A 19,519-nucleotide genomic window follows, 5' to 3' on the forward strand; every position below is an offset into this window, starting at 1 on the left:
CGGTGTGCCTAGGGGAGGGTAACGACCGTCGCGGCGTAGACGAGACCCGCCCCGAAGCCGATGACGAGCGCGGTGTCGCCGCTCTTCGCCTGACCGGTCGCCAGGAGCCGCTCCATCGCGAGCGGAATCGAGGCGGCGGACGTGTTGCCGGTGGACTCGATGTCACGGGCGACCGTGACGTGCTCCGGCAGCTTCAGGGTCTTCACCATCGAGTCGATGATCCGCATGTTGGCCTGGTGCGGAATGAAGACGTCCAGGTCCTCCGGGGCGATGCCGGCCGCGTCCAGGGCCTGCTGGGCGACCTTCGCCATCTCGAAGACGGCCCAGCGGAAGACCGCCTGGCCCTCCTGTGTGATGGCCGGGAACTTGATCTCGCCCTTCGAGTCGAGCGGCAGCTTGGAGACGTCACCGATGTGCAGGTCGTTCCAGGCCACGGTCTGCTTGATGGTCTCGGACTTGTCGCCCTCGGAGCCCCACACGGTCGGGCCGATGGCCGGTTCCTGGGAGGGGCCGACGACGACCGCGCCCGCGCCGTCACCGAACAGGAAGGCCGTCGCGCGGTCCTCCAGGTCGGTCAGATCGCTGAGCCGCTCCACGCCGATCACGAGGACGTACTCCGCGGAGCCCTCGACGATCATGCCCTTGGCGAGGGTGAGGCCGTAACCGAAGCCCGCGCAGCCGGCCGAGATGTCGAAGGCGGCGGGCTTGCCCGCGCCGATCTTGTGGGCGATCTCGGTGGCGACCGCAGGGGTCTGCTTGAAGTGCGAGACGGTCGAGACGACGACCGCGCCGATCTGCTCGGGATCGATGCCCGCGTCGGCGATGGCCTTGCCGGACGCCTCGATCGACATCGCGGCCACGGTCTCCTCGTCGGAGGCCCAGTGGCGGGTGACGATGCCGGAGCGGGAGCGGATCCACTCGTCGGACGAGTCGATCGTCTCGAGGATCACCTCGTTCGGCACGACCCTGGTCGGACGGTAGCCGCCGACCCCGAGGATCCGTGCGTACGGGGCGCCCTTGCTGGGCTTGATCTTCGACATGCTCGCTCCTTAGGCGCCTGCGTGCTCGGAAATGAGCGCGCGGGCCGTGTCGAGGTCGTCGGGGGTCTTGAGCGCGAGCGTCTTCACACCGGGCAGCGCGCGCTTGGCGAGCCCGGTCAGCGTGCCGCCGGGGCACAGCTCGACGAGTGCGGTGACGCCCAGCGACTGGAAGGTCTCCATGCACCGGTCCCAGCGGACCGGGTTGGCGACCTGCCCGACCAGCCGGGCGATGACCTCGGTGCCGGTGGCCACGGTGTGGCCGTCGGCGTTGGAAACGTAGCGCACGGCCGGGTCGGAGACCGTGAGGTCGCCGACCGCCGCGCGCAGCTTCTCCACGGCCGGGGCCATGTGGTGCGTGTGGAACGCGCCGGCCACCTTCAGCGCGACGACCCGGCGCACGCCCTCGGGCTTGTCGGCCTCCAGGGCCGCGATCTGGGCGGCGGTGCCCGCGGCGACGATCTGGCCGCCGCCGTTGACGTTGGCCGCGGTCAGGCCGAGCTTCTCCAGGTGCGGGACCGTCACGTCGGGGTCGCCGCCGAGGAGGGCCGCCATGCCGGTCTCGGTGGCCGCGGCGGCCTCGGCCATGCCGAGCCCCCGGGTGCGGACGAAGCGCAGCGCGGCCTCGTCGTCGATGACGCCCGCGAGCGCGGCGGCGGTGATCTCACCGACGCTGTGGCCCGCGACGACGGACGGCGAGGCGTCCAGGGCGGCTGCCGAGAGCAGTCCGGCGGCGACCAGGAGCGGCTGGGCCACGGCGGTGTCGCGGATCTCGTCCGCGTCGGCGCGCGTGCCGTAGTGGGCAAGGTCGAGCCCGATGGCGTCGGACCAGGCAGCGATGCGGTCGGCGGCACCGGGGAGGTCGAGCCAGGGGGTCAGGAAGCCGGGCGTCTGAGCGCCTTGGCCGGGAGCGACGAGTACGAGCACCCTCACACTCTCTCTTGTGAACGGCCCCGCACGCCCGTGGGGACAGGGACGAAGAACCGTCGGGGGAATTGTTGAAGTCCGACAAAAGTCTAGGACTGAGGATCCGCTGCGGCCAAGCGTCCCAGGATCAGGGCGATCCTCAGCGTGAACGCGGAGCGCACATCGGAAGGGGACCATCCGGTGACGTCGGTCACACGTCGCAGCCGGTAGCGCACGGTGTTGGGGTGCACGAAAAGCATCCGGGCGGCGCCTTCGAGACTGCTCGCCTGTTCCAGATAGACGCTCAGCGTTTCCAGCAGCGCCGAACCGGCCTCTTCCAGCGGTCTGTAGATCTCCTCCACCAACTGGTCCCGCGCGGCCGGGTCTCCGGCCATCGCCCGCTCCGGGAGGAGATCGTCCGCCAGGACCGGCCGGGGTGCGTCCTGCCACGCCAGGCAGGCCTTCAGCCCGGCCGCCGCTGCCTGCGCGGACCGGGTCGCCGCCAGCAGGTCCGGCACCACAGGACCCGCGACGACCGGCCCGGCGGCGTACGGGCCGATCAGGCCCTTCGCGACCTGGAGCGGGTTGTCGCTGCCGCCGGCGATGACGACGAGACGGTTGCCCAGGACGCCGGTGAGGACCTGGAGCTTGGCGTGCCGGGCGGCGCGCCGGATCGCCTCCACGGTCAGCTCGCTGTCCCCGTCGGGCGCGGTGCCGAGGATCACGCACACGTGCTCGGGCGAGTTCCAGCCGAGCGCGGCGGCCCGGGAGACGGCCCCCTCGTCGGCCTCGCCGGAGAGCACCGCGTTCACCACGAGGGATTCCAGCCGGGCGTCCCAGGCGCCCCGGGCCTCGGCGGCCTGGGCGTAGACCTGGGCGGTGGCGAAGGCGATCTCGCGCGCGTAGACGAGGAGCGCCTCCCGCAGCAGCGACTCGTCGCCCGGGGCGGCCACCTCCTCGATCGCGGTCTCCATGACCTCGATCGTGGTGCGCACCATCTCCACGGTCTGCCGCAGGGTGATGGCCCGGGTCAGTTCGCGCGGCGCGGTGCCGAACACATCGGTCGAGATGGCCTGCGGGGTCTCGGGATGCCGGAACCACTCGGTGAACGCGGCGATGCCGGCCTGGGCGACCAGACCGATCCAGGACCGGTTCTCCGGAGGCATCGCCCGGTACCACGGCAGCGATTCGTCCATGCGGGCAATCGCGTTCGCGGCCAGCCGGCCGGAGGACTGCTCCAGCCGTTTCAGGGTCGCGGCGTGCAGGTGGGCGTCGTGGGCGGGGGGCAGCTCAGGATCGGGTCGGGGCACGAGGACAAGACTGCCTTATCGGGCCGGAGGATCGGTGGGCCGGGGCGACGGTGCCCCGTACCGGCGGGTAGACGAACACCTGACGCAACCATTCCGCTCCGGCGGTCCTGCGGCGGCCCTGTGGCGGGCGCGACCGGGCTACCGTGGCCGGGTGATTTCCGTGCACCGGTCCGATGACCGCTACCGGGGCGGGGACGAGGCCGCCGGGATCGTCACCCGGCACGCCCTCTCCTTCGGTCCCCACTACGACCCCGACAACCTCCGCTTCGGCCCGATCCTGGCCTGCAACGAGGAGCACCTCGCCCCGGGCGCGGGCTTCGAGGAGCACCCGCACAGCCATACGGAGATCGTCACCTGGGTCGTCGAGGGCGAGCTGACCCACCGAGACTCGGCCGGCCACTCCACCGTCGTCCGCGCCGGGGACGTGGCCCACCTGAGCGCCGCCTCCGGGGTCCGCCACGTCGAACGCAACGACGGCACCGACCCGTTGACCTTCCTCCAGATGTGGCTGGCCCCCCTGGAGCCGGGCGGCGAGCCCTCGTACACGGTCGTCCCCGGCATCGCCGACTCCACCCCGTACGCCCTGCCCGGCGCGGGCGCGATGCTCCACACCCGCCGCCTGGCCTTGGGTGAGCGCGTGGCGGTCCCCGACGCGGTGCGCGCCTACGTCCACATGGTGCGCGGGCGGGTCGCCTTGGGCGACGAGGAGCTGGGCCCCGGCGACGCCGCCCGGATCACCGGCGCGGAGGGCCTGGAGGCGGTCGCGGTGGCGGGGGCGGAGCTGCTGGTGTGGGAGCTGGCGGGTTGAGGCGTCAAGCGGGTCGGCGGGCCCGCCAGAGGTCGCGGAGCAGGGCGATCTCGGCCATGTGGTGGATGAATTCCAGGTTGGCCCCGGCCACGACGGAGATGTACGCGTCGTCGGGGTCGGAGCCGTACGGATACCGGGAGAAGCCGACCGAGTCGAGCTGCTCCTCGGTGACGTTGCCGAGGCTCGCGCGGTGGCGGTCGATCGTCTCCCAGAACCTGTCCAGCGCCAAGGAGGCGGAGGGCGTGAAGTCGACCAGGAGATGCGGGTCCTGCCGCCGTTCGCCGAAGGTCCACTCCCACTGTCCCGCGAAGCAGGAGTGCAGATGCGCCAGCCGCCACGCGATGGTGGTGATCGGCACGACGTCGGGCTCCGGCTCACCGGTGAACGCCAGGACCTCCTCGACCCGCTCGACGCTCACGCTCCAGTCCTCGGCGATCTTCGCCACGGACATCCCGTCCGCCGCTTGCCGCGCGACCTCCGCGTACTCGCTCGCCGGGATCTCCGGCGCCCCCTTCTCGATGACCCACGCGCCGGGCCCGTACGCCCGGGGCGTCACCGCGTCCTCCCGGCGTCGGATCGACCAGCTGCCGGGGGCCGGCTCCCACAGGTACTCCTCGTCCCCGAGGCCCTTCAACCTGACCTGAGCCATCTCCCGCGCCTGATCGAACTGCTCGATCAGGATGCTCAGCCGGTCGGTCCGCGGATGATCCTGGCCGCTCATACGTGGCTCCCTCGTCGTCGCGCCGGGCGATCCACGGCGCACGGGGGGAAGCTAACGGCTCACCTCCTGGGGCGCGACCCAATTCCCGAGCGGCCGCGGCCGGTCGGGAACAGGGTCAGGCCTCGGCCCGCTTCTCCCGCTCGTCCGCGATGCGGTCCAGCGCGCGCATCGCCTGGGAGTGCCCGCACATCCGCCGGCTCACCTGGCCGGTCGTGAACAGCGCGGTCCCCACGAGCGACACGGGAGGCGACAGCCCCAGGACGAGCAACGCCTCGGGCCAGTCGCGTTCGTCCTCGCAGTAATCGCCCTTGCTGGATTCATCCGCCATGCGATCACAGGAATACGACGTCGAACTCCGGCAGCAGTCCAAGCGCGCGCTGGGGCCGTTCCGTCTCACGGCAACGTGCGGGTGAGCCACACCACCTCGCCGTTCTCCTCCACGGAGACGCGGTCCCGCACGAACGCGAGCTTCTCCAGGACGCGGAGCGACGCGGTGTTCCCTGTGGCGACGGTCGACCAGAGCCGTTTCCGCCCGGTCGCCGCGGCGGCTTCGAGCACCGCGCCGGCCGCCTCGGTGGCGTAGCCGTGCCCGTGGGCGCGCCGGCACAGCTCGTACGCGATCTCGGGCTCCTCCAGGGTGGAGCGGCCGATGATCAGCCCGCAGTACCCGATGAAGTCGCCCTCCTCGCGGCGCTGCATGGGCAGCAGGGCGATCCCCGTGGTCTCCGTCGCGGCGAGCAGCTCCCCTATGGACGTCCGGATGCGCTCGACGGGGGGCTTCCCCTTGCCGCGTTCGGCGAGGAGATCGCTGAACTCGGCGGCGTCCGCTTCGGCCCACGGCCGCAGAATCAGCCGCTCGGTCTCCAGGTGGCAGGGCATGGTCGCGTAGGCAGACATGGGCCCACTCTGCCACTCGGTCCCGCCGGTCACCCGGGCCGGAGCGGCCTCGAGGGACGTCCTCGCTGTTGCCGGTCGTCATGCGGCGGCCGTGGTTCGGGCTGCCACGCTCCTGGGCGGGGCCACTGTCCAGGACACCTGGCGGATGATTTGCCGACACAGCAAACTTCGTTGCACTTCTCTGCGCGCAGAACCTAATTTGACGCCCAGTCAAACGGCTTCGACAGTAGGCAGGGAGACAGCATCATGGCTTTGAACAACCGCGTCCACCACGTCCGCGCCGGGGAACTGGACGGGAACACGGCCCTCAGCGGCGGCACGGTCGGGTCGGTGAACCTCTGGATGGGGCGAGTGGAGAACGCGCCGTTGAGCGCGACGGACAACCACCACCACGGCGCGTCGGAGGCAGGCATCTACGTGGTCAGTGGCCACCCCGTCTTCGTCTTCCACGACGGTGACGAGGAGGTCAGGATCTCCGCCGCACCGGGCGACTTCCTCCTCGTCCCGCCGTTCGTCCCCCACCGCGAGGAGCACCCCGATCCGGACGAGCCCGTGGTCGTCGTGATTGCCCGCACCACCCAGGAACCGATCAAAGTCTCCGTGCCGGAGCTCTACCAGCTCACCGACGCAGGCCCGTCCTGACGGACGCGCTTGTCGAGGTGGCGTTCATGGCGTTTCGGCACCGAGCTCGTTGAGCTCTGCCAGGGAGGGCTGCGCCGAGTGTGAGAAGTCGGCGATCTGTCTGGCCGTCCGTCCGTCCGTCCGTGAAGGACACCGGGCGGCCGGCCGGACGGTTCAGTCCGTGGCGGAGTGGGGCCCGAGGACCTCCTTCCGTGCGCGGACGGCCAGGACGGCGACCAGCAGGGTCGGTACGAGCAGGAGCGAGAAGGTGATGGCATAGCCCCCGAGTCGGCTGGTTCCGGCAGCCAGCCCGGCGTTGAGGACGGCGGTGGCGAACGCCAGGACGACGACCTGCCCGAGGTTCATGTTGGTCTGCATCGCGCTGGTGGTGTGGCCCAGCCGGTCCGGTGCGCTGTGCGAGAGCGACAGCACCGTGACGCACGGGTCGAGCATCCCCATCCCGACCGCCGCCAGCGGCATGGCCGCCATCGCGAACAGCGGGGAGACACCGGAGAAGCTGCCCACCACGGCGAAGACGACGGACGCCGCCATGATCAGGGCGCCGACCGTGACGAGCCGATGCCGGGCGACGTCCTGGAGGAGCTTCCCCTGCGCCCAGGACGCGACCGCCCACAGAACGGCCGAGGCGGTGAACGCCACGCCGACCGTCACCGCCGCCACCCGCCGCTCGGTGATCAGCATCAGCGGCACCAGCGCCTCGACGGTGAAGTACGTACCGGACGTCAGCCCGCGCAGCAGAACGGCGGTGGGCAGGCCCCGGGCGCTGCGCCAGGTGCCCTGCGGCAGCAGGCGGGGCGCGAAGACCACCAGGAGTACGACGCCGGCGACGACGAACAGCAGGTGGCGCGCGTCCCACCCCGAGACGCCGTACTGGCCGAGCGCCGCGCCCAGGCTGAGCATCCCCGCGACCACCAGCGGTGGCCGGGAGGCGCGTTCCTCGACGGGCGGGGCCTGGCTGCCATCGCCTTCGGGGGCCTTGCGGAGCACCGCCACCAGGGCGATCGCGGGCAGCGCCGTCAGCACGGCCAGGCCGTAGAAGACCGTCCGCCACGACCACACCTCGGCGACCACTCCGGCGACCGGCGGCCCGACCAGGGACGGGATGATCCAGCTCGCGCTCATCATCGCGAGCATCCTGGGCCGCAGATACTCCGGATACGACTGGCCGATGGCGGTCGTCACGGACACCGCCACCATCCCGGCCGCCAGACCGTCGACGAAGCGGCCGATCACCAACTGCCAGATCGAGCCGCTGGACGCCGACATCAGCAGCGTCACCACGGAGAGGATCATGCCCAGGGCCAGCGGACGCCGGGCGCCGGAGCGGTCCGCCCAGTGCCCGCCCAGCACGCCGCCGAGCAGACTGGCAGCCACAAAGCTGCCCGCCACCAGGGGGAACAGCGACACCCCGTCCAGATCCTCGGCGGCGGTCGGCAGCGTCGGCACCACGGCCAGCGCGGCGAAGCCGGTCAGGAACATCACCGTGGCGAAGGTCAGCGTGGCCGCCGCGTACGGTCGGGAGAAGATGCCCGGCAGAGTGTCGCCCGAGTCGCTCGGTGGGGGGCGGAGGGCCTGTTCCGCAGTCATGGATGTCCCGTTGACGTGGCTCGACACCCCGAGGCTTGGTCTGGACCACCCGGAGCCAGCGAGAAGCTATGTCAGGGGCCGACCACCGGGCAATCTCTTTTTGGCGGCGGCTCACGACGTGAGGCAGGCAGCGGGCGGCTGTCCGGATCAGCGCCACTGCGGCGGGATGTTCGCCAACTGCCGCAGCAGATCCCAGTCGGACGGCCGCAGCTTCGGATCATGCCAAGAGGCTCCGGTGCCGACCCAGTAGCCACGCAGTTCACGGACCTGCGACACGGTGTCGTCCCCGATGCCGGACTCGTTGTAGCAGCACGGGCAGATGACGTACCGCGGGACGCCGTACGCGTCGAACACGGACTCGCCGTCGTCATGCCCGCAGATCCGGCAGGCAGTCTCGGTCCTGTCGTCTTCGTCCCGCGCGTTCATCTCGGTTACTTGGTTCCCGTCCATTGATCACCGCACCCTGCAACAACGTGTCGGCGCGACGCCGAGCAGGGCGGTACGGGGGCCAGTTGCCCGTACCGCCCTGCTCCCCGTGACGGTGGTGTCAGCGCAGCCCGTCCACGAACGCCTGCCAGGCGTGGGCCCCGAGGACGATGGCGGGGCCCGTCGGGTTCTTGCTGTCGCGGACGGGGACGGACCCGCAGGAGGAACCGTCGGCGACCTCGACGCACTCGCCGCCGGTGGTGCCGCTGTACGAGGAGGTCCGCCAGGCCGCGCCGCCGGTCACGGTGCATTCGATGCAGTCGCCGCCGGTGTTTCCGCTGTAGCTGGACTTACGCCATTCCGTGCTCTTCAGGTCAGGGCCGGTCTCCATAACGCTCCTCCATCACGCGGCTGATCCGCGCCACCGATTCCTCGACGGAGAGTGCGGTGGCCTGGAGGTGAGCGTATCGGAGCGAGGCCTCCCGGACCGTTTCAGGGCTGGCCGTCATATGGCCGGAGATGACGTCCTCGGTGTAGACGATCTCCGGGTCGTCGTCGAAGCGCAGCTGGTTGAACGAACCCGCCAGGCTCGCGTGTTCACCGGCCTCGAACGGCAGCACCTGGATCCGCATCCAGCGGTGTGCCGCGTAATCCAACAGCTTCTGTAGTTGGGCCCGCATCACCTCGTGCCCGCCGATCGGCCGGTACAGCACCGCCTCGTCCAGGATCGCCCAGGCCAGCGGCGGCCTCTCCCGCTCCAGGATCCGCTGGCGCTCCATCCGGGCGGCGAGCAGTCCTTCCAGGTCGTCGGGCATGCCGGTGGCCAGGACGGCCCGCGCGTACTCCTCCGTCTGCAACAGCCCGTAGACCACCTGCGCCTGGTACGTCGAGATGTACGCGGCCTTCGCCTCCATGTCCGCGTACGGCTGGAACCACGTCGGCAACTGGCTCCGCAGCACCAACCCCACCAGCCGCGAGAACGTTCCGTCCGTCCCCAGCGCCGCGTCCACGCGCTCGGAGAAGTCACGGGTGGGGATCTTCTTCGTCGTCTCGATCTGGCCGACCAGGGAACCCGTGCAGAAGATGATGGTGCCCAACTGCGGCTGGGTCAGGCCCTGGGCCTCGCGTTGGCGGCGCAACTCCCCGCCGTAGTAGGCGAGCGGGGAGGCGTCGGGATCGAGCGTCTGGATGTTGGCCACGGATGGACCTCCGGGTGCAACGCCTCGCGGCGTTCGTTTCGGTACGTAGCCGAGCGTAGCCATCACGTCGCAGCCTGGTGACATGAATCACGTACTTGTCCCCCGGAGGAATCCCGGGGAGCCCGTCTACCGCGCCGACTTCACCCTCGGCGCGCACTCCGCCCGGCATCTGCGCCGCGTCCTGCGGCTCTACCTCCAGGCCTGGGAGCTGCCCTTCCTCGCCGACGCCGCCGAACTGGCGCTCACCGAGCTGATCGCCAACGTCGTGCAGCACGTGCCCGACCGGCGCGGCCAGACCTTCATCTTCCGGCTGCCGCGCGGCGAGGGCGTCCGCGTCGAGGTGTCCGACAGCAGCCCCGCCGTGCCCCTCGCCATCACCGGCGATCCGCTGGACGACGGGGGGCGGGGGCTCGTCCTGGTCGATGCCGTCACCGACGAGTGGGGCATCATCAAGCGGTGGGACGGCAGCGGGAAGACCGTCTGGTTCGAGTGCCTGACGCCGCCGGAGAAGGGCGGCAGCCGGTTCAGGTCAGCTCGGCCGGGTCGCGCGCCGGGCGGTCCCACGGCGTCCGGAGGACGGTAGGGGCCGGGCCCCGGCCTCTGCGAGCGAGACCGCGGGCGGGCCGGTCAGTGCCGCACCGCCGCCACCTCCGGTGGCAGGTCGTCCGGGAGCAGCAGACGCAGATCGTCCAGGCTCGGTGTGGACATCGCGCCGAGGCGGCCCGCCTGGCGCGTCATCATCGCCTCCAGGATCTGGCGGGCCGCCCGTGCGTTGCCGAAGGAGTGGTCGCGCGGCAGGGAGTCCACGTAGGCGTACAGCGCGGCGACCGTCTCCGGGGAGCAGTCGTACCCGTAGCCGGTGGCTTGCTGGGAGAGGATGTGCAACAGGTCGTCCGTGGAGTAGCTCTCGAACTCCACGGTGCGCGAGAACCGCGAGGCCAGGCCCGGGTTGGAGTCGAGGAAGCGGCGCATCTCGCGGGTGTAGCCGGCGGCGATGACCACGACCTCGTCGCGGTGGTCCTCCATCAGCTTCAGCAGTGTGTCGACCGCCTCCCGGCCGAAGTCGGAGGTCGCGCCCTCCGGCGTGAGCGTGTAGGCCTCGTCGACGAACAGCACACCGCCTATGGCGCGTTCGAAGGCGTCCTTGGTCAACTGTGCGGTGTGGCCCACGTACCGGCCGACCAGATCGGCCCGCGCCACCTCGACCAGCTGGCCCTTGGGCAGCACCCCGAGGGAGCGCAGCAGGTCCGCGTACAGCCGCGCGATGGTGGTCTTGCCCGTACCGGGAGGCCCGGAGAAGATGAGGTGGTTGCTGATCTTCGGGGTGGGCAGCCCGGCGGCCTTGCGCTGCTTGGTCGCGGTGAGGAGGTTGACCAGTGCGGTCACCTCGTTCTTGACCGCTGTGAGGCCGATCATGGAGTGCAGCTGGGCGAGGAGTTCCTCGGAGCCGGGGCCATCGTCCGCCGGTGTGCCCGCGTCGGGCGCCACGTCCTCGGGGAGCAGGAGGGCCAGGTCGCTCTCGGCGGGATTCTTCATGGAGGCGAACCGGGACGCCTGGCGGTCCACCATCTCCTCGAACACCCGGCGGGCCGCACGGCCGTTGCCGAACGTGGCGTCGCGCGGCATGCGCTCGTAGTGCCCGGCGAGCGCCTCGCGGGTCCGGGGGTCGAGCTCGTAGCGGTGGCCCAGGCACATGTTCTCCGTGATGGTCACCAGCTCGTCCACCGAGTAGTTGGCGAAGTCGATGGTGCGGGTGAACCGGGAGGACAGGCCCGGGTTGGAGGAGAGGAAGCTCGCCATCTCGCCGGTGTACCCGGCGGCGATCACGGCGACGTCGTCGCGGTGGTCCTCCATCAACTTCAGCAGCGTGTCGACCGCCTCCCGGCCGAAGTCGGCGCCGGAGCCCTTGCTGTCGGAGAGCAGGGTGTACGCCTCGTCGATGAACAGCACCCCGCCCAGCGCCTCGTTGAACGCCTCGGTGGTCTTGATGGCCGTACCGCCGATCACCTGCGCGACCAGGTCGGCGCGGGAGACCTCCACGAGGTGCCCCGACCTGAGGACGCCGAGATCGGCCAGGATGCCGCCGTACAGCCGGGCCACGGTGGTCTTGCCGGTGCCGGGCGGTCCGGAGAAGACGAGGTGGCGGCTGACCTGGGCGACCGGCATGCCGAGCTGGACGCGGCGCTGGTTCAGCTGATTCAGGTTGACCAGACTGCGCACCTGGCTCTTGACCTCGGCGAGGCCGACGAGGGATTCCAGCTCCTCCAGCGGCCCCTCGGGCTCCTTCTGCGCGGAGTCGGGGCCGCCGCCGGCGACATCCGGAGGCAGCGTGTCGCCCCAGGCGTCCGGGACCGCGTTGCCGGCGCTGTTGAGGCCCTCGATCGTGAGGCGTTCGTTGACCCGGGTCTGCCGTAGGCCCGCACCGCGGTTGTCGCGGACGGTGCAGTCGGCGACGGTGACGGGATCGGCGCTGTCGATCCTGATGCCGTCGCCGACGCTGCCGATGACCTGCGAGGAAGTGAGGGTGGCGCGGGAGCCGTTGGCGAGCAGGACGCCGTGGGCGCCGGAGTCGGTGATGTGGACGCGCAGGACGGTGAGTTCACCGCCGTTGTCCACCGTGATGCCGCCCGCCGCGGCGAACTCGACGGCGCAGTCCCGGATGGTGCCCCGCCCCTCCGTGCCGACGGAGAGGGTGGTGTCCCCGGCCGCTCTCATGACCGTGTCGCGGATGTCGGGGTTGCCGCCCGAGGCGATCCGTACCGCCGAACCGCCCGCGCGGTCGATCTCGCAGTGCTCCAGCCGGCCGCGCCCGTCCTCGGCCACCTCGACACCGTTGCCACCCGGAGAGGTGATCCGTACGCGGCGCAGCAGCGGGTCGGCTCCGGTGCGGATACGGACGGCGACCCCGGCCGCGTCGCTGACCAGCAGTTCGTCGAACTCGGCGGTCGAGTCCTCCTCCAGCAGGACGGCGCCGTTCGCGTCCGCGCAGTCGCGGACCGCGCAGCCGATCAGCGTGGGCGAGCTGGAGTCGATCACCCGTATCGCCGGGGCGGCCGCCGTGTCGAACTCGCAGCGCTGGAAGGTGCCCCGGGAGCGTTCGCTGACCACCAGGCCGCTGCCCTTGGTGCGGGAGGTACGGCAGTCGAGGAACTCGGGGTCGGCGTTCACGGCCAGCATGATGCCGGGGCCCGAGGTGTCGCTGACGGAGACGTTCTCCAGGGACGGGCGGGCGGAGCTGGTGATGTAGACGCCGACGGAGGTGTCGTGCACCGTGGTGCGCAGGACCCGGGTACCGCTGCGGCCCTCCAGCGCTATGGACGGCTTGTCCGTCCCGGAGATGTCGCAGTCCTCCACCAGGCCCTGGGCCTCGTCCGAGGTCAGCACGCCGTTGGCGCGCGCGTCGAGGATGCGGCAGTCCCGCACCGTCGTCCGGGCCTCCGCGCCGATGACGACGCCGGAGGTGCCGAGGTTCGATATGCGGCAGCCGGCTATGACGCTGCCCGTGGGGGCGGAGTCCACGACCCCGGCGCCCTTGGGGTTGCTGACCTGGCAGTCGCGCATGGCGACCGAGCCCGACTCCCGGGCCAGCACGGCCGTCCAGCCGGAGCCGACGACCGTACAGCCGTCCATGGCGACCTGGCCGCGCGGGGCGTCGACCACCGGCAGGTCCTCGCTCCCGCCGCGCAGGGTGAGGTCGGTGAGCATGACGGCGTCGGCCACCAGGATGACGGCGGTGCCACGGCGCGGGCAGATCTCGACGCTGCCCGGCTCCCCGTCGGCGACGATGGTGACCCGCGTCCGGACCGTGAGGTTCTCCGGGTAGCGGCCGGGGTGCACCCGGATCACCGCACCCGTGCGTGCCTTGTCCAGGGCTTCGCCGATCGTCCGGAAGCTGTCCGGTTGGCCCGACCCGACCCTGAGCACTTGCCGTGACACGCCCGATCCTCCTCCTTGTGGTGCCGCTGCCGCCTGCCTCTCCCGCCGGGGGCCGGAAAGAAACCGGGTCGCGTCGGGAACGTGCAGCTGTGCGCACGCGACGAAGGCTACGGGACCGGTGCCGCGATGTTCCAGGTGGGACAGGACAGTTCGGGCCGGATCCGATGAGCGGGGCGCCGTGTCCCGCACGTCGCGCCGTCATCCGTTCGGCCTATCATGCGCGCCATGCCCCCTGCCCGAGTTCGCTCCCGCCGCCCCCGGGCCACGGCCGTCGCCGCCGCCCTGTCGCTCACCGTGATCCCGGCCGCGCTGGTCCCCGCGGTCGCCGTGCCCGCGGCGGCCGATTCCGTGGGACTCCCCGTCGTACGTTCCGTCCTGGCGGAGGACGACACCTGCGTCGAGGCCTCGGGGGTGAAGGCCCGGTCCGAGCCCTGGACCATGGGCGCGCTCGGGGCGGCCCGCGCACGGCCGCTCTCCCAGGGCGCGGGACAGACGGTCGCGGTCGTGGACACGGGGGTCGGGGAGTCGGCCCCGGCTCTCTCCGGCCGGGTGACCGCGATCGGGGACGCGGGCAAGGACTGCGTCGGGCACGGCACGTTCGCCGCAGGCCTGATCGCGGCGGCCCCGGGCTCCGCCGCAGGGCCGGCCGGACTGGCCCCCGAGGCCCGCATCCTGGCCGTACGGGGCGCGGACGAGCGCGGCGGGGCCACGGTGGGCCGGGTCGCCGCCGGCATCCGCGAGGCGGCCGACGAGGGCGCCACCGTCATCTACGTCGCCGCTGCCCTGGCCGACGGCAAGGCCGAGTTGACGAAGGCCGTCGCCTACGCGAGCGACAAGGACGCGCTGGTCGTGGCCCCCCTCGCCCCGGACGCCCTGCCGAGGGACGCGAAGCCCGCGCCCTGGTACTGGCCCGCCGCCGCCCCGGGGGCGATCGGTGTGACGGACTACGGTCCGGACGGGCAGCGCCCCGCCAACGCGCCCGTGGTGGGCGGGGCGGACCTGGCGGCGCCCGGCGACGCGGTGGTGAGCATCGGCCCCGAGGGTTCGGGCCACTTCATCGGCTACGGGGCCTCGTTCGCCGCCGCGCACGTCGCGGGAGCGGCGGCGCAGGTACGGGCGCGCCACCCGGAGCTCTCGGCCGCCGGGACGGCGCGCCGCCTGACCGAGGCGGCCTACCCGGCGAGCCCGCCGCGACTCGACCCGTACGCCGCCCTGACGGTCGTCCTCACGGACGAGAAGGGGGTGGCGCCCCGGCCGGAGCGGGCCGAGGTCCCGCAGCCGCCCGCGGCGGAGCCCCGTACCCGTGCGCTGATCGTGGCGGGTGTGGGCGGCGGCGTGGTGCTGCTGGTCGCGGCGGGCGCGGCGGTGATCCCGCGCGGCCGGGCCCGCAACTGGCGTCCTGCGGGGCGCTGAGGGGGCGTAGGGCGCTGCGGGCCGGGCGGGGGAGGCTTCGGAGCTCCCGGGCCTTCGACGGGGCTTCGCTGAGCCGGGCCGCCGCTTGCCGTCCGGTACGCCCCCGGGCCGGGGTGTCCCTACGGCGGGGTTCACCCGCGCGTCCCCGGCCGTGAGCGGGTCCGGCCTCCCCGTCCCGCTCACGGGCGGGGGAGACCGGGCCCGCCGCTCAGGACTCCTCGTCCTCCAGCACGGCCGTCTGCACCTGGATCTGTTTGCGGCGCGTCACCCGCGTACCCCGCCCCGGTGGCAGGTTGCGGCCCTTGACGCTGCCCAGGATGAAGCCCTCCGAGGGCGGGCACGACAGCAGCAGCGTCGGGGTGTTGACCTCCTGCATGCGCCGCAGCATGGGCTCGCCCAGGCCGCGGCCGGCACCGGCGGCGGAGCGGGCGACGACCAGGTGCAGACCGACCTCGTAGCCGAGCGCGAGGTGGTTCAGCAGCGGGTCGAACGGCGCGTTCATCGCACTGGTGCCGAGCATGTCGTAGTCGTCCACGAGGATGAACAGCCGCGGCCCGTCCCACCAGTCGCAGGTGCGCATCCGGGCCGGGGCGATCTCCGGACCCGGTACGCGCGCCGCGACCGCCCGCGCCGCCCCGCCGATCAGCTCCTTGAGGGCGTCCATCGCCACCGCGTGGCCGAGCCGGTAGGCGTCCGGGATGGCCTCCACCAGGGCACGGCGGTAGTCCACGACCATGATCCGCGCCTCGGCCGGGGTGTACCGGTCCATGATGGCCTTGGCCGTCATCCGCAGCATGTTGGTCTTGCCACTCTCCGTGTCCCCGACCACGATCATGTGGGGAGTCTCGGAGAAGTCGTGCCACACGGTCGACAGGCGCTCCTCCTCCAGGCCGATGGGCATCTTGAAATCGCCCTTGGGGGCCGGGAGTTCGGACAGCTTGAGTCGGGTCGGCAGCATCCGCACCTGCGGCGCGGGCGGGCCCTGCCAGCTCTCGCGGACCGCCGCCACCAGGCCGGACACCCCGTCGGAGAGATCGTCGACGGACTCGACGCCGTCGATGCGCGGCAGCGCCGTGAGGTAGTGCAGCTTGGCGTCCCGGGTCAGGCCGCGCCCGGGGAGCCGGGGCACGGTCGCGGCGCGCCGGTTGTCGATCTCGGAGTCCATCGGGTCACCCATCCGCAGCTCCAGGTGGGTCGCGGCCTGGTCCCGGATCGCGGAGGTCACCTCCACCCAGCGGGCGGTGGTGACGATCAGGTGGATGCCGTAGTTCAGACCGCGCGCGGCGATCGCGCCGAACGTCTGGATGTGCCGGTCGAAGTCCTGGCGCACCGTCGACCAGCCGTCGATCACCAGGAACACGTCGCCGTGGTGGTGCTCGGGGAACTCCCCGGCGGCCATCCGGCGGCGGAAGGTCGCCATCGAGTCGATGCCGTTGTCCAGGAAGAACCGCTCGCGCTCCGCCAGCAGGGTCGTGACCTCGGATATCGTACGGCCCACCCGCTCGGCGTCCAGTCGCGCCGCGACCCCGCTGACGTGCGGCAGTCCGGCCAGCCCGGCGAGCCCGCCGCCGCCGAAGTCGAGGCAGTAGAACTGGACCTCGCGGGGGGTGTGGGTGAGCGCCAGCGCGGTGATGATCGTCCGGACCATCGTGCTCTTGCCGCTCTGCGGGCCGCCCGCGATGGCGATGTGCCCGCCCGCGCCCGAGAGGTCGACGGTCAGCAGGTCGCGGAGCTGGTCGAAGGGGCGGTCGATGATGCCGAGGGGGATGGTGAGCCGCCCGCGGTGCGCCGCATCGGTCGTCAGCCCGTACTCGGGGTGCGGGGTGAGCGGCGGCAGCACCTGGTCGAGCGTGGCGGGGAGGTCCAGCGGCGGCAGCCACACCTGGTGGGCCGGCGGGCCGGCGGTCAGCAGCCGGTCCACGGCGACCGAGAGCAGGGTCTCGCCGGTCTCCTCCTGCTGCTCCGGCTCGGGCTCCGGTGTGTCGGGGAGCTGGCGCGGTACGACGTAACTGCTCGTCCACGGCACGGTCTGGCTCGCCACCCGCGCCTGGTTGGCGCTGCCGCGGCGCTGCTGGTAGGGGCCGGAGACGTAGGCGGCGCGGAACCGGGTCAGCGCCTCCACACCCGACTTGAGGAAGCCGCTGCCGGGGGCCGACGGCAGCTGGTAGGCGTCGGGCACGCCGAGCACGCCGCGGCTCTCCATCGCGGAGAACGTCCGCAGACCGATCCGGTAGGAGAGGTGGCTCTCCAGCTGGTGCATGCGGCCCTCGTCCAGGCGCTGCGAGGCGAGCAGCAGGTGCACGCCGAGGGACCGGCCGAGGCGGCCGATCATCACGAACAGCTCCATGAACTCGCGGTGGGCCGCCAGCAGTTCGCTGAACTCGTCGACGACGACGAACAGGCTGGGCAACGGCTCCAGCGGGACGCCCGACGCACGGGCCTTCTCGTAGTCGAGCGCGGAGGTGTAGTTGCCCGCCGAGCGCAGCAGCTCCTGCCGCCGCATCAGCTCGCCGTGCAGGGCGTCCTGCATGCGGCCGACCAGTGCCGCCTCGCCCGCCAGGTTGGTGATGACGGCGGAGGTGTGCGGGAGGTCCTCGAGACCCAGGAAGGTGGCGCCGCCCTTGAAGTCGACCAGGACGAAGTTGAGCGTCTCCGAGGAGTTCGTCAGGGCGAGCGAGAGGACCAGGGTCCGCAGGAGCTCGCTCTTGCCGGAACCGGTGGCGCCGATGAGCATTCCGTGCGGTCCGGTGCCGCCCTGCGCCGACTCCTTGATGTCCAGCTCGACCGGCTCGCCGTCCGCGCCGACCGCGATCGGCACCTTGAGCCGGTTGGGGCCGGTGTGCTGCTGCCACAGCGTGTTCGGGTGGTGGCGGTGCAGGTCGGGAATGCCCAGCAGCGTGGTCAGTTCCACGTTGGAGGAGAGCGGCTCGGACGAGTCCGAAGCCGAGCCCAGGCCCATGCGGTACGGGGCGAGCCTCCGGGCGAGCGACACCGCGCCGGTCAGTCCGAAGCTGTCGGGCCGGCCGAGCCGGGTGAGCTGCTCCTTGCGCTCGCGGTCGGTGCGCACCAGGCCGAGTTCGTCCCCGTCGACCTCGAAGCGCAGGGTGATACGGCCGGGCCGCCAGGAGAGCGCCCCGCTGAGGTCCAGGACGACCGTGTTGCGGAAACCGGGACCGTCCAGGCGGTGGCCCGCCGGGATGACCCCGCCGTCCACGACGATCACGGTGAACGGCTCCTCGCGTCCGGGCACGGCGTCCGGGTCGAACTGCGGCCGCTCCATGAACTCGGCGCCGAGGAGGTTCTCCAGCTCGCCCCAGGCGGAGACGGTCATCCGGGTCGGGCCCGCGCCGTCGGTGTCGTGCGGGTGGAGGCTGTGGGGGAGCCACTTCGTCCACTCCCAGTGTGCGCGCCGCTCGTCGGAGACGCAGAAGGCGATCCAGACGTCGTCCGGCGAGTGGAAGGTGGCCAACTGGGCGAGCAGCGCCCGCGCCAGCGAGCGTATCCGCTCCTCGTCGCCCTGGAACAGCACCCGGGCCCAGGCGCGCAGGTAGATCGCGATGGGCTGTTCCGGCACCGTCGAGTAGGCGCGGACGAAGCTGCGCAACGCGTGCGCGCTGAGCGGCTCCAGGTCCTCCACGGGGTTCGTCGAGCTCGACGTCAGCTTCAGGCCCAGCTTCTGCTCGCCGACGGCCATCCGGATCTCGGCGAAGTCCTCGTCCCGGGGACGCCGCTCCCACAGCCGGGTGGTGCCGGTCATCGACCACAGGGCGGCGGGCTCGGGGTGCCGCCACGCCAGGGCCAGCTGCTGGTCCACGACCGCGCCGCGCACCTTGCGCCGGATCTGGGTGAGGTAGCGCAGATAGTCCCGGCGCTCGCCCTTGAGCTTCTGCTTGCGCTCCGCGGCCCGGCGCATGAACTGGCCGATGAACATCGCGGCGGCGCCGAGGACCATCAGGCCCAGGGCGATGTAGATGAACCCGCCGGAGCCCCGGGTCATACCGGGGCGCATGAACATGAACATCATCGACACCGACATCAGTGCCATGGGCAGGTACGTCCAGACGGCGGAGGTGTCGGGCACCGTCTCGGGGAGGATCGGCGGCTCCTGGAGATTCAGCTCCCCGTCGGGCATCTCCGGGCCCCGGCGTCGGGCCGGGCGGCGGAACAGGATCACGCTCAAGGAACCGTCTCCTTCAGGGACATGAGGGGGGGGAGAGCGGGCCGAACGGCTTCGCGGGGCGCGCCGCGCGCCGCCGTCGTCCGGGCCGGGACGCGGACGGGCCTTCGCCGTGCACGCACCCTACGCCGCGTCTCCGCCGGGGTCGGAAGTCCGCCCGGGGCACCCGCGCCGGACGGGAGTGGGCGCCGAGCCGCTGTGTCACAGTTCCGCTACATCACGGCTTCGGGTCATGGTCCGCGCGGACGTTTTCCCGTCCGGGACAGCGCATGTGGAACCGCCTTCCCCGCCGAAACCGCGCATGCCGAACCGCCCTTCGTGCCGCACGGCCCGTCACGCCGCAATTCACCCGACACGGAAGGCCGTTTCGTATTCCGTGGTGCGGGCCACGTGGCCCAGACTAGGCCGCTGATATTACGATCGCCGTACCGGCCGTCAACAACCGTCGCTGTCAATTGGT

General features: G+C 71.8%; 15 protein-coding genes and 1 pseudogene. 4 read left to right on the forward strand and 12 right to left on the reverse strand.

Features of this window, described 5'->3' with window-relative positions:
• Positions 1-8 precede the first annotated feature (8 nt).
• The 3 genes from N7925_RS26030 to N7925_RS26040 form a co-directional block, all read right to left on the reverse strand.
• Positions 9-1,040: a ketoacyl-ACP synthase III gene (locus N7925_RS26030; protein ID WP_265601842.1), complete on the reverse strand. Its 1,032-nt coding sequence runs from the start codon at positions 1,038-1,040 to the stop codon at positions 9-11.
• Between the two features lie 9 nt (positions 1,041-1,049).
• Positions 1,050-1,964, reverse strand: a complete 915-nt coding sequence (locus N7925_RS26035) for an ACP S-malonyltransferase (RefSeq protein WP_265601843.1) — start codon at positions 1,962-1,964, stop codon at positions 1,050-1,052.
• An 89-nt stretch (positions 1,965-2,053) separates the two neighbouring features.
• The gene (locus N7925_RS26040; protein ID WP_265601844.1) at positions 2,054-3,253 is read right to left on the reverse strand and encodes a PucR family transcriptional regulator; all 1,200 of its coding nucleotides are present in this window, start codon (positions 3,251-3,253) and stop codon (positions 2,054-2,056) included.
• Positions 3,254-3,404: 151 nt separating this feature from the next.
• On the opposite strand from N7925_RS26040, the gene N7925_RS26045 reads away from it, so the two are divergent.
• A complete protein-coding gene (locus tag N7925_RS26045; protein ID WP_274345322.1) occupies positions 3,405-4,061 on the forward strand; it encodes a pirin family protein in 657 nt (218 codons plus the stop codon).
• Between the two features lie 4 nt (positions 4,062-4,065).
• Here the strand turns inward: N7925_RS26045 and N7925_RS26050 are convergent, their stop codons facing one another.
• The 3 genes and pseudogenes from N7925_RS26050 to N7925_RS26060 form a co-directional block, all read right to left on the reverse strand.
• Complete coding sequence (locus N7925_RS26050; RefSeq protein ID WP_274345323.1) at positions 4,066-4,782, reverse strand: DinB family protein; 717 nt, start codon at positions 4,780-4,782, stop codon at positions 4,066-4,068.
• Positions 4,783-4,897: 115 nt separating this feature from the next.
• Positions 4,898-5,089, reverse strand: a pseudogene (locus tag N7925_RS26055) (hypothetical protein); the annotation flags it as partial.
• 86 nt (positions 5,090-5,175) lie between these two features.
• Entirely contained in the window at positions 5,176-5,679 is a 504-nt protein-coding gene (locus N7925_RS26060; protein ID WP_274345324.1) for a GNAT family N-acetyltransferase, read from the reverse strand.
• Between the two features lie 246 nt (positions 5,680-5,925).
• Here N7925_RS26060 and N7925_RS26065 point away from each other — a divergent pair, with 246 nt between their 5' ends.
• Positions 5,926-6,321 (forward strand): cupin domain-containing protein, encoded by a 396-nt coding sequence (locus tag N7925_RS26065; RefSeq protein WP_265601848.1) that lies wholly within the window; start codon positions 5,926-5,928, stop codon positions 6,319-6,321.
• A gap of 153 nt (positions 6,322-6,474) precedes the next feature.
• Here the strand turns inward: N7925_RS26065 and N7925_RS26070 are convergent, their stop codons facing one another.
• From N7925_RS26070 to N7925_RS26085, 4 genes are all read right to left on the reverse strand, one after another.
• A complete protein-coding gene (locus N7925_RS26070) occupies positions 6,475-7,908 on the reverse strand; it encodes an MFS transporter (RefSeq protein ID WP_274345325.1) in 1,434 nt (477 codons plus the stop codon).
• 147 nt (positions 7,909-8,055) lie between these two features.
• Positions 8,056-8,334 carry a hypothetical protein gene (locus tag N7925_RS26075; RefSeq protein ID WP_274345326.1) on the reverse strand — a complete coding sequence of 93 codons (279 nt, stop codon included), beginning with the start codon at positions 8,332-8,334 and terminating at the stop codon, positions 8,056-8,058.
• Between the two features lie 121 nt (positions 8,335-8,455).
• Positions 8,456-8,725, reverse strand: a complete 270-nt coding sequence (locus tag N7925_RS26080) for a DUF397 domain-containing protein (RefSeq protein ID WP_274345327.1) — start codon at positions 8,723-8,725, stop codon at positions 8,456-8,458.
• On the reverse strand, positions 8,709-9,533 hold the full coding sequence (locus tag N7925_RS26085) for a helix-turn-helix domain-containing protein (protein WP_274345328.1): 825 nt from the start codon (positions 9,531-9,533) through the stop codon (positions 8,709-8,711). Before N7925_RS26085 ends, N7925_RS26080 begins: the two co-directional genes overlap by 17 nt.
• Positions 9,534-9,615: 82 nt before the next feature.
• On the opposite strand from N7925_RS26085, the gene N7925_RS26090 reads away from it, so the two are divergent.
• Positions 9,616-10,116, forward strand: coding sequence for an ATP-binding protein (locus tag N7925_RS26090; RefSeq protein WP_274345329.1), 501 nt, complete (start codon positions 9,616-9,618; stop codon positions 10,114-10,116).
• A 44-nt stretch (positions 10,117-10,160) separates the two neighbouring features.
• Here N7925_RS26090 and N7925_RS26095 read toward each other — a convergent pair whose 3' ends face one another.
• Entirely contained in the window at positions 10,161-13,469 is a 3,309-nt protein-coding gene (locus tag N7925_RS26095; protein WP_274345330.1) for a right-handed parallel beta-helix repeat-containing protein, read from the reverse strand.
• 225 nt (positions 13,470-13,694) lie between these two features.
• Between N7925_RS26095 and N7925_RS26100 the strand changes: the two genes are divergently transcribed.
• Positions 13,695-14,882 carry a S8 family serine peptidase gene (locus N7925_RS26100; RefSeq protein ID WP_274345331.1) on the forward strand — a complete coding sequence of 396 codons (1,188 nt, stop codon included), beginning with the start codon at positions 13,695-13,697 and terminating at the stop codon, positions 14,880-14,882.
• A 208-nt stretch (positions 14,883-15,090) separates the two neighbouring features.
• Here the strand turns inward: N7925_RS26100 and eccCa are convergent, their stop codons facing one another.
• On the reverse strand, positions 15,091-19,056 hold the full coding sequence (gene eccCa / locus N7925_RS26105; RefSeq protein ID WP_265604009.1) for a type VII secretion protein EccCa: 3,966 nt from the start codon (positions 19,054-19,056) through the stop codon (positions 15,091-15,093).
• Between the last annotated feature and the right edge of the window lie 463 nt (positions 19,057-19,519).

Origin of the sequence: Streptomyces sp. CA-278952, from assembly GCF_028747205.1 — a bacterium.
GTDB lineage: Bacteria > Actinomycetota > Actinomycetes > Streptomycetales > Streptomycetaceae > Streptomyces.